The sequence below is a fragment of the Marinobacterium marinum genome, from assembly GCF_013868415.1.
In the GTDB taxonomy this organism is placed as follows: domain Bacteria; phylum Pseudomonadota; class Gammaproteobacteria; order Pseudomonadales; family Balneatricaceae; genus Marinobacterium; species Marinobacterium marinum.
Map to the genome: position 1 here is coordinate 23,163 of NZ_JACEMT010000052.1, position 16,041 is coordinate 39,203.

Annotated in this window: 14 protein-coding genes; 1 reads left to right on the plus strand and 13 read right to left on the minus strand. The window is 56.8% G+C overall.

The window, feature by feature from the left end:
• Window positions 1–14 precede the first annotated feature (14 nt).
• From pheS to H1S06_RS11660, 11 genes are all read right to left on the minus strand, one after another.
• Window positions 15–998 carry a phenylalanine--tRNA ligase subunit alpha gene (gene pheS, locus H1S06_RS11610; protein ID WP_181740363.1) on the minus strand — a complete coding sequence of 328 codons (984 nt, stop codon included), beginning with the start codon at window positions 996–998 and terminating at the stop codon, window positions 15–17.
• Between the two features lie 126 nt (window positions 999–1,124).
• Window positions 1,125–1,481 carry a 50S ribosomal protein L20 gene (gene rplT, locus H1S06_RS11615; RefSeq protein WP_181740365.1) on the minus strand — a complete coding sequence of 119 codons (357 nt, stop codon included), beginning with the start codon at window positions 1,479–1,481 and terminating at the stop codon, window positions 1,125–1,127.
• Window positions 1,482–1,526: 45 nt separating this feature from the next.
• Entirely contained in the window at window positions 1,527–1,721 is a 195-nt protein-coding gene (gene rpmI, locus H1S06_RS11620; RefSeq protein WP_091821403.1) for a 50S ribosomal protein L35, read from the minus strand.
• Window positions 1,722–1,825: 104 nt separating this feature from the next.
• Complete coding sequence (gene infC / locus H1S06_RS11625; protein ID WP_456085596.1) at window positions 1,826–2,389, minus strand: translation initiation factor IF-3; 564 nt, start codon at window positions 2,387–2,389, stop codon at window positions 1,826–1,828.
• Window positions 2,386–4,302, minus strand: coding sequence for a threonine--tRNA ligase (thrS, locus tag H1S06_RS11630; protein ID WP_181740367.1), 1,917 nt, complete (start codon window positions 4,300–4,302; stop codon window positions 2,386–2,388). The genes infC and thrS overlap by 4 nt, the downstream gene beginning before the upstream one ends.
• A gap of 216 nt (window positions 4,303–4,518) precedes the next feature.
• Window positions 4,519–5,844: an N-succinylarginine dihydrolase gene (astB, locus tag H1S06_RS11635; RefSeq protein ID WP_181740369.1), complete on the minus strand. Its 1,326-nt coding sequence runs from the start codon at window positions 5,842–5,844 to the stop codon at window positions 4,519–4,521.
• A 20-nt stretch (window positions 5,845–5,864) separates the two neighbouring features.
• Entirely contained in the window at window positions 5,865–7,331 is a 1,467-nt protein-coding gene (astD, locus tag H1S06_RS11640; protein ID WP_181740371.1) for a succinylglutamate-semialdehyde dehydrogenase, read from the minus strand.
• Between the two features lies 1 nt (window position 7,332).
• On the minus strand, window positions 7,333–8,361 hold the full coding sequence (astA, locus tag H1S06_RS11645) for an arginine N-succinyltransferase (RefSeq protein ID WP_181740373.1): 1,029 nt from the start codon (window positions 8,359–8,361) through the stop codon (window positions 7,333–7,335).
• Window positions 8,362–8,481: 120 nt separating this feature from the next.
• The gene (locus H1S06_RS11650) at window positions 8,482–9,495 is read right to left on the minus strand and encodes an arginine N-succinyltransferase (RefSeq protein ID WP_181740375.1); all 1,014 of its coding nucleotides are present in this window, start codon (window positions 9,493–9,495) and stop codon (window positions 8,482–8,484) included.
• Window positions 9,495–10,724 (minus strand): hydrolase, encoded by a 1,230-nt coding sequence (locus H1S06_RS11655; RefSeq protein ID WP_181740377.1) that lies wholly within the window; start codon window positions 10,722–10,724, stop codon window positions 9,495–9,497. Before H1S06_RS11655 ends, H1S06_RS11650 begins: the two co-directional genes overlap by 1 nt.
• Window positions 10,725–10,851: 127 nt before the next feature.
• Window positions 10,852–12,078 (minus strand): aspartate aminotransferase family protein, encoded by a 1,227-nt coding sequence (locus H1S06_RS11660; protein WP_181740379.1) that lies wholly within the window; start codon window positions 12,076–12,078, stop codon window positions 10,852–10,854.
• A 280-nt stretch (window positions 12,079–12,358) separates the two neighbouring features.
• Between H1S06_RS11660 and H1S06_RS11665 the strand changes: the two genes are divergently transcribed.
• Complete coding sequence (locus tag H1S06_RS11665) at window positions 12,359–13,393, plus strand: GlxA family transcriptional regulator (RefSeq protein WP_328515340.1); 1,035 nt, start codon at window positions 12,359–12,361, stop codon at window positions 13,391–13,393.
• 13 nt (window positions 13,394–13,406) lie between these two features.
• On the opposite strand, the gene H1S06_RS11670 is transcribed toward H1S06_RS11665, so the two are convergent.
• Together H1S06_RS11670 and nhaC are read right to left on the minus strand one after the other, a co-directional pair.
• Window positions 13,407–14,477 (minus strand): alanine/ornithine racemase family PLP-dependent enzyme, encoded by a 1,071-nt coding sequence (locus H1S06_RS11670; RefSeq protein ID WP_328515341.1) that lies wholly within the window; start codon window positions 14,475–14,477, stop codon window positions 13,407–13,409.
• A 98-nt stretch (window positions 14,478–14,575) separates the two neighbouring features.
• Window positions 14,576–16,015, minus strand: a complete 1,440-nt coding sequence (nhaC, locus tag H1S06_RS11675) for a Na+/H+ antiporter NhaC (RefSeq protein WP_181740385.1) — start codon at window positions 16,013–16,015, stop codon at window positions 14,576–14,578.
• Window positions 16,016–16,041 lie beyond the last annotated feature (26 nt).

Consider the following 16,041-nt stretch of genomic DNA (forward strand, 5'->3'; position numbering starts at 1 on the left):
TTTGCGTTGATGTCTTACTTGAACTGGCCGAGGAAGCGCAGATCATTCTCGAAGAACAGACGCAGATCATCCACGCCGTAGCGGAGCATCGCGAGACGCTCAACACCCATACCAAACGCAAAGCCGGTGTATTCTTCCGGATCAATACCTGAGCACTCGAAGACTTTCGGATGCACCATGCCACAACCCAAAACTTCCAGCCACTTGCCATCGCCACGGTCGATATCGACTTCGATGGAAGGCTCGGTAAACGGGAAGTAGGAAGGGCGGAAACGGACCTTCACGTCTTCCTCGAAGAACTCGCGCAGGAACTGCTCCAGCGTGCCCTTGAGATCGGCGAAGGTAATATTGCGGTCGACCAGCAGACCTTCCACCTGGTGGAACATCGGCGAGTGAGTCTGATCATAATCGCAACGGTAAACACGACCCGGGCAGATGATGCGGATCGGCGGTTCCTGAGACTCCATGGTGCGCACCTGTACCGGCGAGGTATGGGTACGCAACAGGCGGTGGGCATCAAAGTAGAAGGTATCATGCATCGCTCGCGCCGGATGGTGAGCCGGAATATTCAGCGCTTCGAAGTTATGATAGTCATCTTCAATCTCGGGACCCTCGGCAACGCTGTAACCGATGCTGCCAAAAAAGGCTTCGATACGTTCCAGAGTCCGGGTAACCGGGTGCAAGCCACCCACCGACTGACCACGGCCCGGCAGGCTCACATCAACGGTTTCGGCCGCCAGTTTGGCTTCCAGCGCCGCAGCTTCCAGCGCCTCACGACGGGCCGTGATATCTGCCTGCAGCGCTTCCTTGGCTTCGTTGATGCGGGCTCCGGCTGCGGGACGTTCCTCGGCAGACAGTTTACCCAAACCTTTCAGCAGCGAGGTCAGCTCGCCCTTTTTACCCAGATACTGCACTCGGATTTCGTCCAGTGCAGCCAGTGTATCGCTTTCAGCAACCGCCTGTTTGCCTTGTGCCAACAGGGTCTCAAGATTTTCCATTTCCGGCTCCAAACAAAAACAGGGGAAGAGCTCGCACTCTTCCCCTGTTTGATTCGATCATGTGTGGACGACAGATCCATACATCGGTACGTCATCAGTGTCGTCCATCCCTACCAAACGGTTGGGTTACGCCAGTGCAGCTTTAGCCTTTTCGACAACCGCAGCAAAAGCAGCCTGCTCGTATACAGCCAGGTCAGCCAGTACTTTACGGTCGATTTCGATCTGAGCTTTCTTCAGGCCAGCGATGAAGCGGCTGTAGGACAGACCGTTGATACGTGCAGCAGCGTTGATACGTGCAATCCACAGAGCGCGGAACTGACGCTTGCGCTGACGACGGTCACGGTATGCGTACTGACCAGCTTTGATGACAGCCTGTTTGGCAACTCGGAATACACGGCTACGAGCACCGTAGTAACCTTTGGCCTGTTTCAGAATTTTCTTGTGACGGGCGCGAGCCTGTACACCACGTTTTACGCGAGGCATAGCATTTCCTTCTTAATAAAAACTAAATAATGACCGAGAGAGAACTTACAAATACGGCAGCATACGCTTGACCAGAGCCTGGTCAGCAGCATGAACCTGCAGCATCGGGCGCAGCTGACGCTTACGCTTGGTGCTTTTCTTGGTCAGAATGTGGCTTTTGAAGGCCTGCTTGTGCTTGACGCCATTCGCAGTTTTTTTGAAACGCTTTGCCGCACCGCGGACAGTTTTGATCTTAGGCATTAACTTTCTCCACGCATTCGTTTGTTAACCAGCCAGCCTCTGACAAACAACAAAACCCGTTGCCAGCTGCTCAACAGCGGCATCGGGTTTGTGCAGTCGGGTGACTATTTCTTTTTCGGGGCCAGCACCATGACCATTTGACGACCTTCCATTTTCGGACGCTGTTCTACAGTGCTGATATCAACCAGATCTTGTTCGATCCGCTGCATCAACTGCATGCCCAGCTCCTGGTGAGCCATCTCACGACCACGGAAACGCAAGGTCACCTTGCCTTTGTCCCCGGCTTCAAGGAAACGTATCAGGTTGCGCAGTTTTACCTGATAATCCCCTTCTTCCGTACCCGGACGGAATTTCACTTCCTTGACCTGCATCTGAGACTGCTTTTTCTTCGCCTCATTTGCCTTTTTCTTCAACTCGTACTGATGTTTACCATAGTCCATAACCTTACAGACAATGGGATCAGAATCCGAGATTTGAACCAGATCAAGTTCAGCCTCTCGAGCGTTCTCGAGCGCTTCTGAAATCGAAACAACACCGACCTGATTACCATCCGCACCGATCAGACGGCATTCGGTGGCACGGATATTTTCATTGATCGGCGGTAGTGGCGCACGGCCACCACGTCTGTTATCACGCCTGATAGCTATATCTCCTGACGATTTTATTATGCCTGACGGCCTTTACGCTCGGCTTCCTGAGCCAACTGTTCTAACAGCGCATCGACAGTCATCGTACCCAAGTCCTCACCGGAGCGCGTACGCACTGCAACAGTTCCAGACTCGACTTCTTTGTCACCGACTACCAACAGATAGGGCACTTTTTGCAGAGTACGCTCGCGAATTTTAAAGCCGATCTTCTCATTTCTCAAGTCTGCAACGGCTCTAAGGCCGGTTTTTTCCAGTTTTTCTGCCAATTCGGTGCAATATGCAGCCTGATTATCGGTGATATTCATCACCACCGCCTGCAACGGCGACAGCCACAACGGCAGAGCACCGGCATAATGCTCGATGAGAATACCGATAAAGCGTTCAAACGAGCCCAAAATTGCACGATGCAGCATCACTGGAGTTTCACGTTCGCCATGCTCGTTGACAAACTGGGCACTCAAACGGCCCGGCATGGAGAAGTCTACCTGGATGGTACCGCACTGCCAGACACGGTCCAGACAGTCACGCAGCGAGAATTCGATCTTGGGACCGTAGAAGGCTCCCTCGCCCGGCAACTCTTCCCAATCCAGACCGGCAGTATCCAGCGCATCCGCCAGAGCCTTCTCGGCCTTGTCCCAGCTTTCGTCGGAACCGACACGTTCTTCCGGACGCGTGGACAACTTGTAGATGATATCGGTGAAGCCGAAATCGGCATAGACTTCATGCAGAAACTCGATGAACGACGCCACTTCGGACTGGATCGAGTTTTCGGCACAGAAAATATGCGCATCATCCTGAACAAAGCCGCGTACACGCATGATGCCATGCAGAGAACCGGACGGCTCATTGCGGTGACAGGAGCCAAACTCGGCCAGACGCAACGGCAGATCACGGTAAGACCGCAGACCCTGGTTAAACACCTGCACATGACAGGGGCAGTTCATCGGCTTGATAGCGAAGTCACGGCTTTCGGAGTGCGTGGTGAACATCTGCTCCTGGAACTTGCCCCAATGGCCGGACTTTTCCCACAGAGTACGCTCGACCACCTGCGGCGTCTTGATCTCCTGGTAACCGTGCTGGCGCTGTTTGGTACGCATGTATTGTTCGATCTGCTGGTACAGGGTCCAGCCGTTCGGGTGCCAGAACACCATACCCGGTGCTTCTTCCTGCATGTGAAACAGGTTCAACTGACGCCCCAGCTTACGGTGATCGCGCTTCTCGGCCTCTTCCAAACGGTGCAGATGCGCCTTAAGCGCCTTCTTGTCGCCCCAGGCGGTGCCATAGATACGCTGCAGCATTTCGTTCTTGGAATCGCCGCGCCAGTAGGCACCGGCTACGCTCATTAGCTTGAACGCCTTGATGTGGCCTGTGGACGGTACGTGCGGACCACGGCACAGGTCGATGAAATCACCCTGTTTGTAGAAGGACAGCGGCTCTTCACCCGGGATCGACTCGATGATCTCGACCTTGTACTTCTCGCCCATGCCTTCAAACATTTTGACCGCCTCGGCGCGCTCCATAATGGAACGGGACACCGGCAGGTTTTCCTTCACCAACTGACCCATCCGCGCTTCGATCTTTTCCAGATCTTCCGGCGTAAACGCACGTTCGTAGGCAAAGTCGTAGTAAAAGCCGTCATTGATGACCGGCCCGATGGTCACCTGAGCACCCGGGAACAGCTCCTGCACCGCCATCGCCATCAGGTGAGCACAGGAGTGACGGATCACTTCCAGGCCGTCGTCATCACGTACCGTAATGATCGCCAGATCGACGTCATTTTCAATCACGTAGCTGGTATCAACAAGTTCGCCATTGACCTTGCCGGCCAGCGCAGCCTTGGCCAGGCCGGTACCGATATCGGCAGCCACGTCGTGCACGGAAACAGGATGATTAAAGGTGCGAGTGCTCGCATCCGGAAGTGTAATAACAGGCATGGGGTAATCCTTGAAATTCAGACGTGACCCCTACGACAGGCCAGCGTCTCTGAGTATTAATTCGATGAGCCCGGGGTAGCGACAGATACCAGTAGTCGACCCGCTCGACGCCGATTATACCCTGAGTCACCACAAAGCGCGATGACTCTGCCCCGCAAGGCAGGTACAGAAGATCAGGACAAACTATAAAGATTTGTGTAGACCCCCTCCCCCACTTCAACGCTGAAACGGGTAAATCGCTCCCAGCTGCAGCAGGCGGCTCAGCTCATCAAGAGCGGTGAAGGATTCATCCATCAACTGGGGGTCGGCCAAGTCCGCCGGCATCAGCCGATCACGGTAGTGCCGCCCCACCCAATCAACCAGACGCTGATACAGGGCATCATCCATCCGCGTAGCCTGGTTGAACGCCGACTGTTCCGCCTCATTCATAACCACGCGCAGACGCAGACAGGCAGGGCCGCCGCCATTATGCATGCTCTGCCGCAGATCAAACACCTGCACCTTATCAATGACCGAAGATGTCTGTTCCAACTCTTGCAGGTACTGCCACACCGATGTCACCTGTCGACATTCAGCGGGGACCACCAGCAAGGTACGGCCATCCGGCAACCTCAGCAACTGGCTGTTGAACAGGTAGCTGCGTACCGCATCGGCCAAAGCCACATCCTGTTCGGCTACCTGTATCAACCTCAGCGCTCCACCCAGCCGCACATTCAGCTCACGCACCACCTGCTCCTGATTGTAGAAGGCATGCTCGTGACAGAACAGAATGTCCAGATTGCCGACGGCAATCACATCGTTGTGGAAAACGCCCTGGTCAATGGCCTCCGGGTGCTGACGAGCAAAGACCACCTGACTCTCGTCCAGGCGATGTTGACGGGCAACGGCCCGCGACGCTTCCAGCGTCTGCCGCCCAGGATAACGCGTCGGCTCGGGGCCGGGGCCACCACTGCCGTAGGCAAACAGGGCGACGCCCGGTGCGCCGTAATCGTGCCCCAGACGCGTATGATTGGCAGCCCCCTCATCGCCCAGTACTGCCACAGTGGGCAGTGCCGGATGATGCACAAAATGGCGGCTGTCATTGAACGTCGCCTGCAATACCCGCGCGGTGTGCTCGGTTTCCAGTGAACGGTGCAACTGACTGGCCAGGTTGGCCGGCGTGAAGTGCACCCGTTGATCGGCAGCATCGGCACTGGGCGTAACCGTCGCTGCATTGGCTACCCACATGCTGGAAGCCGAGCAGCAGGCGGCCAGCAATCGCGGGGAGGCCAGCGCCGCGTTACGGATCACCTCGGCATCATTGCCGTAAAATCCCAGCCGACGCAAGGTTTTAAGATCAGGGCGAGCCAGCGGGGCCAGCACACCCTGCACCAGCCCAAGATCGTGCAGGGCCTTCATTTTAGCCAACCCCTGGAGGGCCGCCTCGCGAGGGTTGGAGGCTTGTGCCTGGTGACGTTGCGAAGCCAGGTTGCCGACAGCCAGACCCGCATAGTTGTGAGTCGGACCAACCAGACCATCAAAATTCGCTTCAATCGCCCGCATCAGAACCTCCCGCTCGAGTCTTAAAGTTTCAACCCCGGTGACAATGTCTGCGGCAGCACCAACTTATCCGCCTCGATGCCGGCTACCGGGTAGGAGCAGTAATCCGCCGCATAGTAGGCGCTGGCACGGTGGTTACCACTGGCACCGATACCACCGAACGGCGCCGCGCTGGACGCGCCGGTCAACTGCTTGTTCCAGTTTACGATACCGGCACGGATACGATCATAAAAGTAGTCGAACTGTGTTTCGGAATCACTGAACAGGCCAGCCGACAGACCAAACTGGGTATTGTTGGCCTCGGCAATAGCGGCATCAAAGTCGGCCACTCGGATCACCTGCAGTAATGGTCCAAAGATTTCCTCGTCCACTCGTTCAGATACGGCTGTCACATCGATCAGCCCCGGCGAAATCAGGCCGGTACCGGTCGTCAGTTTCTCGCTGCGTACCAGTGAGGTAGCACCCTGTGCCAGCAGACCTTCCTGAGCAGCCAGTATACCGTCGGCAGCAGCCTCGGAAATCAGACTGCCCATGAACGGCGCCGGTTCAGCAAAGGCATCGCCCACCTGAATGGCACGTACCGCCTCGGCCAAGGCCTCCAGAAAACGATCCCCCTGCTCCCCGGTCGGCACGATCAGACGGCGAGCACAGGTGCAGCGCTGGCCGGCAGTAATGTAGGCAGACTGGAGGGTTTCATGCACGGCCGCCGTGAGATCGGCCACATCCGCCACGACCAACGGGTTGTTCCCCCCCATTTCCAGTGCCAGAATTTTGCCCGGATGACCGGCAAACTGCTGATGCAGAATATGGCCGGTATTAGAGCTGCCGGTGAAGAAAAGACCATCGATATCGGCATGTGATGCCAACGCGATACCGGTTTCCTTTTCCCCCTGTACCAGATTAAGCACACCGGCCGGAAGACCGGCTTCCAGCCAGAGTTTGACCATTTCACCGGCAACAGCGGGAGTCAGTTCGCTGGGCTTGAGGACAACCGTGTTACCGGCGATCAATGCCGGTACAATATGGCCATTGGGCAGGTGGCCCGGGAAGTTGTAAGGGCCGAATACCGCGACCACACCATGGGGCTTGTGGCGCAGTACCGCTCGAGCACCAGCCATGTCGCTTTCACGCGCGCCGGTGCGTTCGTTATACGCCTTCACCGAAATCTCGACCTTGCCGACCATTGCGCCCACTTCAGTACGCGCCTCCCACAACGGCTTGCCGGTTTCAGTCGCAATGGCAATTGCCAGCGCTTCCTTGTTTTCTCCCAGCAGTTCGGCATAGCGACGTGCGATGGCCACACGCGCTTCGAAACCCGCCAGCGCCCAGTCGGTCGCAGCGGTACGGGCAGCCTTGACGGCAGCATCGACCTGCTCCGACGATGCTGCCTGCCCCTGCCAATACACCTCACCACGGGCCGGATTCAGCGAACTGAAGGCCTTGCCCTGGCCATCCAGCCAGTCGCCATTGATCATTACGGATGCGGTCATATCAGATTCTCCTGCCAGATGAGAGCGGCACCACGCGAACGGTGCTGCCTTCGGTGATCTTGAGAGCGTCGGCTACCGCTTGCGGCAAACCGACCACATGCTTGCCAACACCGCTGAGCGGGGTCATGCAGCAGCGGAAATCATTAAAACTGGTCGAACTGACCAGGTACAGCTCGCCTTCAGGCTGCTCACTGGTCACGTGAGCACGGGCATAGCAGCTTTCGTTGATGGCACGAATATCTCCCATCCGTGCCACCAGCGTGGGGCCACCATCGAAGATGTCGATATAACCGGTAAAGCACAATCCTTCCGCCTCCAGCAGCTTGCGTGCCGGAGTCGTTGCCGGATGGGTCTGACCAATCGCCTGCTGGGCATCTTCCGGCAGCAGGTTGATATAAATAGGGTTTTTCGGCATCAGCTCGGCGATGAATACCTTGTCCATGGAAGACAACTTGTCCGCTTCGCCAAAGTCGAGCGAGAAGAAATGACGCCCCACGCCTTCCCAGAAAGGCGGCACACCGTTTTCATCGGAGTAGCCGCGCATTTCCGCCAGCATGTATTCGTTGAAGCGCTGCGGAAATTCAGCCATGAACATGAAACGCGACTTGGACAACAAAGCGCCGTTCTTGCTGTGCCGGGCATCCGGTGCCAAAAACAGGGTACACAACTCCGAATAACCGGTATGGTCGTTGCTCAAGGTCAGCGTATGAATCAGATTGCGTACGCCCAGCTCGCGGGAGGCATGCAGCAGCGTACCCATGTGGTAGTTATACCAGGGTTCACTCAGGCCCACGGCCGCTTCAATACCGCTGATTCCCACGACTTCGCCGGTGGTAGTGTCTTCCATTACGAAAAGGTACAGCGCCTCTTCCGGAATACCGCCCGCATCCCAGGCCGCCAGTGCCGTTTCCAGCTTGCGTGCTACCTGCTCGTCATTATCCTGCAGGGAGGTAAACCCCTGACCTGTTTTGCGGGCCAGTTCCCGCAGTGCCTCATGGTCGGCTGCTGTAATCGGGCGAACTACCATCATGATCGGTACCCCAGTCGTGCTCGTCGCTGAATACCCCGGCGCTTCCCTGTGCTCCAGGCTTCATATTGAATAGTGTTGATGGCCAGCTGTCCCGCGGCCCTGATCGACCAGTCTCGACTGTCAGAGTCTGGCCAGTTGTACGCTGTCGCCACTGCTTACATTCAATGCTGCAGCCTGTGCCGGCGTCAGCTCCGGGTCCACCGGATCAACCTCGGCCAGCAAACAGCGAAAATCCTGTAACTGCCCACAGGCCACCAGCGCCAATACCTTGTCACCGTCTTCGTCCCGACTGCTGACCGTGACGCGGACGGATTTGCACTCCACCAGCGTGCGCAAGCGATCCGTTTGCGCTTCCAGAGTTGGGCCGGCATCAAAAATATCCACATAGCCACGGTAGGCAAAACCTTCATCTTCCAGCAGAGACTTGACCCTGGCGGCATCGCTGCGCGGCTGCCCCAGTGCTGCTCTCGCCGCCTCACTCAGCAGCGGCAGGTATACCGGGTGCTGTGGCAACAGCTCGGCGATAAAGCCCTTCGAATCGATGCCGGTCAGATAGTTGGCCTTGGCAAAGTCCATATTGAAAAAATGACGTCCCAGACTTTCCCAAAAGGGCGAATGTCCCGCCGTATCCATCACGCCCTGAAGCTCGGCAATCATGCGTCGGTCAAAACGCTCCCGGTGTGCCGCGATAAACAACAACCGGGCACGCGACAACAGATGCAGGTTGCTGCGCTGACGATGCGCCTTGTCCAGAAACAGGGTGTAAAGCCGCGAGGCACCGGTGAAGTCCTGACACAGGTGCAATGCCGGGATACGATTGTGAATCTGTAATTCACTGGAAGCATGAATCACTTCACTGATGCGGTAACTGTAAAACGGGGACGCGATGCCCACCGCAGCTTCGATACCGGATACCCCAGCGATCTCGCCACTGTGGCTGTCTTCAAGTACGAAGTGATAGCTTTCCTGCTCCGGCTGACTGACCGGCTTGCGCAGCGATTGCACGGTAGCGTCAATCAGTTCGCCCAGGTGGTCCCGATTGGCAGGCAAGGTTGTCAGACTTCCGCCAGACGCCACGGCCAATCGCTCCAGTCCCTGCAAATCACGAAAGTCGACCGGTCGCAATACCAGCATCAGCGTCCCCCCAGCCAGTCGCGGTCTTGACTGGTCGCCAGCTTCATCAGAATCAGCGCGCTGAGCTTGGCTCGCTCGGTCAGACTGCTGACATGCATGTATTCCGCCGACGAGTGAATTTTACCGCCGCGTACGCCCAGTGTATCGATATTGGGAATACCGGCCGCAGCCAGGTTATTGCCGTCACAGCAACCACCGGTCGGCAGCCAAGCAATCTGCATGCCCAGCTCTGCCCCACAGTCGCGTGCCAGCTCAAACAGCCTCCGGTTGGCCTCACTCAGCTTCTTGGGCTTACGCCCAAAACCGCCATGCAACTCGATACTGATGCCCTCACGGGAGTTGAGCTCGGCCAGCAAACGATCCAGGTGCTGCTGACACCAATGCTCATCATCCTCCTGTTCCAGGCGGATATTGAAACGCGATACACACAAGTCCGGGACGATATTGACTGCACCGCCCCCTTCAATAAATCCGGGATTGATGGTGACGCCCTCGCGCTGACCGTTGAGATCATCCAGCGCCGCAATAAAATCAGCCATGGCTCGAATGGCGTTACGGCCCAGGTGATGCTCGCGTCCGGCATGGGCAGCCTTGCCACGCACGACCACGCTGAAATTACCGCTGCCCTTGCGCTCACCGGCCAGATTGCCGTCCGGGAAGCTGGGCTCATAGATCATGCCCAGATGCACCCGTTTCGCAGCCTCGGCAATCAGTTCTGCCGAAGACGGCGAGCCAATTTCTTCATCCGGGTTAAACAGTATTTCCCAGCCGATCTGGTTAGCCCAGGGACTGCGCTCCAAGGCCATCAGGGCGTTAAGCATTACCACCAGACCTCCCTTGAGATCCGCCACTCCGGGACCATTGACGGTATCTTCATCCAGCCAGCTTACCTGCTGAAAGGGATGATCAACGGCAAAAACCGTATCCATGTGACCGCCCAGAAACACTTGCACCTCGGCTTCGGGGCGCTTGCGTACCCGAATCGCCTTGCCCAACGGGAAGGACTCCAGCTCCCCCTTGGCATTCAGATGCCGATAAGGCGCAACCGGGATGACATCAACCTCACCTCCCAGCGGCTGGCACAGGCGAATCAAGGCTTCACCCACCCGGTCGACACCCTCGTGGTTCAATGTGCCGGAGTTAATCTCGGCCAGTGCCAGGGTACTTTCGAGCATTGGCTCATGCTGGGCGTCCAGCCAAGCCAGCCAGGGGGTAAAGTCGTGAGTCATGCTTACGTCCTGATTGTGGATGTCTTGAAATTATGTCGCCTGAATACAGGCAGGTCTGTTGAAAATGCGACCCCTTTTTTAACTTAAGGAGTCGCTACAGCCAAGAAAGCCGTTCAGACAGGAGGGATCAGTCAGCGTCTGCCGCGTTGACCAGCTGATCGATGGCCAGCTCAAGTTTATGCAAACCGGCGCGGATATCCTCATCGGGAATGATCAGTGAAGGCGCGAAACGCAGCACGTTCGGGCCCGCCATCAGGATCATCAGTCCCTGTTCGCGTGCGGCAGCCAGGAACAGACCCGCCTTGCCGGCCCACTCGTCCACCAGCTCGGCACCGATCAGCAGCCCCTTGCCACGAATATCCTTGAAAATATTGTGGCGGGCATTGATCGCTTCCAGCTCGGCTACCAGCAAAGCGCCTTTCTGCTGCACGCCGTCCAGTACTTCGGGACGATTCACCTGATTCAGCACTTCACCGGCCACCGCACATGCCAGCGGGTTGCCGCCATAAGTGGTGCCGTGCGTACCGACCGAAAAGCTCGGTGCAACCTTGTCCGTTGTCAGCATCGCGCCCACCGGGAAGCCACCGCCCAGCCCCTTGGCCGAGGTCAGAATATCCGGCGTCACATCGGTATCCATGTAGGCATAAAGACTGCCCGTACGCCCCATGCCTGTCTGTACTTCGTCAAAAATCAGCAGTGCATTGAACTGGTCACAGAGTTCACGCACACCGCGTACGAACTCGGGATCTGCGGGAATGATGCCGCCTTCCCCCTGCACCGGTTCCATGACAATGGCGCAGGTCTTGTCGGACACCAGCTGCTTCAGTGCATCAAGATCGTTGAACGGCGTATGGTGAACTCCCCCCGGTACCGGCTTGAAGCCCTGACAGTACTTGGGCTGACCGCCGACCGTTACGGTAAACAGAGTACGGCCGTGGAAGGACTGAACGAACGAAATGATTTCGTTCTTATCTTCATCGAAATGATCGCTGGCATACTTGCGTGCCAGCTTGAAGGCCGCTTCATTGGCCTCGGCACCGGAGTTGCAGAAAAACACCTTGTCGGCGAAGGTTGCGCGCGTCAGTGCCTGCGCCAACTGCAGGGCCGGCTCATTGGTATAGACGTTGCTCAGATGCCAAACCTTGTCGGCCTGTTCCTTCAGCACCCTGACCAAGGCCGGGTGACAATGCCCCAGGCTTGTTACTGCTATGCCACTGGTCAGATCGATATACTCGTTATCGTCCTGATCCCAGACTCGACTTCCCTGGCCCCGCACCGGTACCATCTGCTGGGGGTTGTAATTGGGTACCATGACCTCATTAAAAAGCGCACGGGTAACCTGTGAAGTACTCATATCGCTACCTTACCTCTCGTAACCGCTTGGCCTTCACCAAGACAACTGACTGTCTCTATCCAACACTGTTCGACCACGACTACGCTTGCCTGTGTCATCGGTGCCGGAACCTGCTCATCATTATCAGGAAAAGCAGCGCCAGATAACAGCCACCAAATTTACATAGCGCGACCTTCAGTTGCGCTATATTGACATTATTTACGCTTGGGACTGAACAGCAGCCCCCAAAACGATTACCCTCTTGCCAGCGTTTTATTTCAAGACCAACCGAGCAATCACTGTGTTGTCAGAAGTCCATACCACTACGCCAGCCCGCATCGGCTTTTTATTAATGCCCAACTTTTCCCTGATTGCCTTCTCCTCCGCAATCGAGCCGTTACGCATGGCCAACTGGGTTTCGGGCGAGTCTTGCTATGAGACGCTACTGATCAGCCAGGACGGGCAGGCGGTCCCCAGCAGTGCAGGTGTACTGACACAAGTCGATCATGCCATCGAGCATATTCCGCCACTGGACACCCTGTTCGTGTGTGGTGCCAGCCCCATCGCTCGCACCGGCAATGAAGACATCATTGCATGGCTGCGCCGACAGCGTGGCGGCCGGATGGCCCTGGGAGGTATAGGTACCGGATCTTACCTGCTGGCCTGCGCCGGTCTGCTCAATGGCTGTCGTGCAACTATCCACTGGTGGGACCTGGACAACCTGCGCGAAGAGTTCCCTCAGACACGGGTGACCAACAACCTGTTTGAACTGGACAACAGGCGGTACACCTGCAGCGGCGGCACCGCCGCCATGGACATGATGCTGTCACTGATCGGGCAGCATCACGGCATGAAGCTGGCGGCATCGATTTCAGAGCAGTTCGTACATGAGCGTATTCGCTCCAGTGAAGATCCACAGCGGGCGCCGCTGCAGACACGACTGGGCATCAATCAGCCCAAGCTGGTCGACGCCGTGCAGCTGATCGAGGCCAATATCGAGGAGCCGCTGAGCACCGATGACCTGGCTCACCATGTCGGTATTTCACGCCGTCATCTGGAGCGTCTGTTCAAACGCCACCTGAACACCATGCCTTCCAAGTACTATCTTGAAATACGGCTGGAAAAAGCCCGACAGTTATTGCGTCACAGCGACAAGCCGATTCTGCAGGTCGGCCTCGATTGTGGTTTTGCCAGTGCCTCCTACTTCAGCACGGCATACCGCAATCATTACGGTCTGACGCCTCGCGAAGAGCGCAAGCGCCTGATCGGCCAGACTCAGCAGGACCCCATGGCCGGCAGCGGGCTGAGCCATTCGGTCCTGATGCCCGACACCTGACGCCAGCCGCTCGTCAGACACGCACCTTGGCGACATAAGGCGATGTCATTGCCTGCAACAATACCGGGTAGTTGACGCCAAACGTCAGGATATCGCCTATTTTGACCGGGTTTTTGCCGACATCCAGAATCATGTGATCGCTGCTGCCTCCCAGAATCCGGATGCCCGCCTCCAGCGGCACCAGCTCATCGATGGGAACGTCCTGTCTGCCGATCGCCAGAATCGCACGCCGGTGCTCACCCACATCTTCGAACTCGGGCACCTTGCCAAACGCATCCATTCCCCTTTCCCCTTCGGGCACAGAACTTTTGACTCGCACCTCAATCACTTCCGCTTCCAGTCTGAAAATGTCGTCATACATCCCGGCAATGGTCTGCCCTCGTACCGTCTCGCGCCCCAGCAACAGGGATTCACCCAGGCGCAAATGACTGACCCCCGTCGGCATGTCGCCCCTGAGCAGCAAAGGCAGGGAGCTGGAATTGCCGCCGGATACCACATCCAATACATGACCCAGCTCATCAGCGATCCGCGTCTTGATCGCCAGTAACTGCAACATTTTTTCCCGTGTCGGCAGAATGCCGCCGTAGCAGGTCAGATTGGTGCCGATGCCACACCAGTCGATGTTCGGCTGCTGCAGAATAAAACGCCCAAGCGCCAGCACCTGCTGCGGCAGGACACCTTCACGCAGATCACCCAGCTCGACCATCAGGATAATGCGATGCCTCACCTGCGCGTCCCTTGCCGCCGCCGACAGCCGCTCAATCGTGGTTGCTTCAGAGACCAGACTGGTATCGGCATACCGCACGACCTCATCCACTTCATGCAGTCCGGGCAGGCGCAGCAACAGGGTAGAACAGTGACTTGACAGCGACTTGATCCGCTTCAGGTTTTCGATGCGAGAGTCGGCAATTTCCGTCACCCCCTCATCAAGCAGCAGACCGACGATCTCCGGATTGGCACAGACCGCCTTGGATACCGGGGTCCAGTTCATGGGGGCACCGGCCGTCGCAAACAGGCGATTCAGGAAACGGATATTGCTTCTGAGTTTTGACTCACTCCAAAGCAGGCGAGGAAATTTGATCACTGGCAGGTCCCGGATGGTTAGTAAACATGGCGCCGGAGCAAAAAAAACCTGCCTCCGGCTTTCAGAACCGGAGGCAGGTTTCATTCACGCCTGCGCCATCAAGAGTGTGCTTTCACACCCTGATCATCATCAATGACAAAGGCCTCATTCTCTTCGCCCGGCTTGAGCTTGACGATCGAGAAACCGGTAATGGCATAGATAATCGAGATGATCGGCACCGCAAAGTTCAGAATGGCGTAGGGCGCATATTCCCAGGCCCCGACACCCAAGGTCGCCAGGATGAAGACACCACAGGTGTTCCAGGGAATGAAGACCGACGTCAGCGTGCCGCCATCTTCCAGTGCCCGCGACAGGTTCTTGGAGTGCAAACCACGCTCATGATAAACCTTGGAGAACATGCGCGCCGGTACGACAACCGAAATATACTGCTCGGAGCAGGTAGCATTGGTCAGGAAACAGGAACCGATGGTTGTCGGCACCAGCGCCCGCGCTGAACGCGTCAGGCCTTTCATCTTGTCCACAATTGCCTGCAACATACCGGTATTTTCCAGCACGCCACCAAAGGTCATCGCCACAATGGTCATGGAGACCGTATACATCATCGAATCGATGCCGCCCCGGTTGAACAGGGAGTCAATGACTTCATTACCGGACTCGATCACGTAACCGTTCTGCAGAGCGCTCATGGCCGTCGCCACATCATCACCCTGGATGAAGATCTGGCACAGGAAGCCCAGTACCACACCAACCACCAGCGCAGGCAAAGCCGGCACCTTGCGGGCCACCATGGCAATAACCGTCAACGGCACCAGCAGCAACCAGGGGGAGATGACAAAGCTGTCCTGCAACACGGTCAGCGTTGTATTGATACGCGCCATTTCAGCCTCACCCGCCGCGAAGCCGGTGCTGATATACCAGTACACCCCCAGTGCGATGAGCAGGCCGGGAATAGTGGTGTACAGCATGTGCTGAATGTGTACAAACAGATCCGTACCGGTCAGGCCGGATGCCAGGTTGGTGGTATCGGACAGAGGCGACATCTTGTCACCGAAGTAGGCCCCCGTGATCACGGCACCGGCCACCATGGGCGCGGGAATGCCCATGCTGATGCCAATTCCCATGCCGGCAATGCCGATGGTTCCCATGGTAGACCAGGAGCTGCCGATGGCAATGGACACCACTGCACACATCAGTGCAATTGACACCAGGAACAGCTCCGGGCTCATCAATTGCAGGCCGTAGTAAATCATGGTGGCAACAATGCCACCTCCCATCCATGAGCCGATCGCCAGTCCCACAAGGATAATGATAACCACCGCCGGCAACGCCAGACGAATGCCCTTGTAGATGCTTTCCTCAATCTCTTTCCAGCTGAATCCCTGCTTGGCGGCCACCAGTGCAGCAATCACGGTACCGAATGCCAGAGGTATATGGGGGGCGCCCTCCAGCACAACAATGGTAATCAGCATTGCAGCTACCATCAGAACAATCGGCGTGATTGCCAGCAAAAATGGCATAGGTCGGTTGTTTTGAATCATAGGTATTCAACCTGTTTTATTGTGAT

Coding starts and splice junctions, on each gene's coding strand:
- rplT (WP_181740365.1), bottom strand. CDS start 1,481: ATGCCTCGCGTAAAACGTGGTGTACAGGCTCGCGCCCGTCACAAGAAA.
- H1S06_RS11655 (WP_181740377.1), bottom strand. CDS start 10,724: ATGACTCACGACTTTACCCCCTGGCTGGCTTGGCTGGACGCCCAGCAT.
- nhaC (WP_181740385.1), bottom strand. CDS start 16,015: ATGATTCAAAACAACCGACCTATGCCATTTTTGCTGGCAATCACGCCG.
- thrS (WP_181740367.1), bottom strand. CDS start 4,302: ATGCCTGTTATTACACTTCCGGATGCGAGCACTCGCACCTTTAATCAT.
- astB (WP_181740369.1), bottom strand. CDS start 5,844: ATGCGGGCGATTGAAGCGAATTTTGATGGTCTGGTTGGTCCGACTCAC.
- pheS (WP_181740363.1), bottom strand. CDS start 998: ATGGAAAATCTTGAGACCCTGTTGGCACAAGGCAAACAGGCGGTTGCT.
- H1S06_RS11650 (WP_181740375.1), bottom strand. CDS start 9,495: ATGCTGGTATTGCGACCGGTCGACTTTCGTGATTTGCAGGGACTGGAG.
- rpmI (WP_091821403.1), bottom strand. CDS start 1,721: ATGCCTAAGATCAAAACTGTCCGCGGTGCGGCAAAGCGTTTCAAAAAA.
- astD (WP_181740371.1), bottom strand. CDS start 7,331: ATGACCGCATCCGTAATGATCAATGGCGACTGGCTGGATGGCCAGGGC.
- H1S06_RS11660 (WP_181740379.1), bottom strand. CDS start 12,078: ATGAGTACTTCACAGGTTACCCGTGCGCTTTTTAATGAGGTCATGGTA.
- astA (WP_181740373.1), bottom strand. CDS start 8,361: ATGATGGTAGTTCGCCCGATTACAGCAGCCGACCATGAGGCACTGCGG.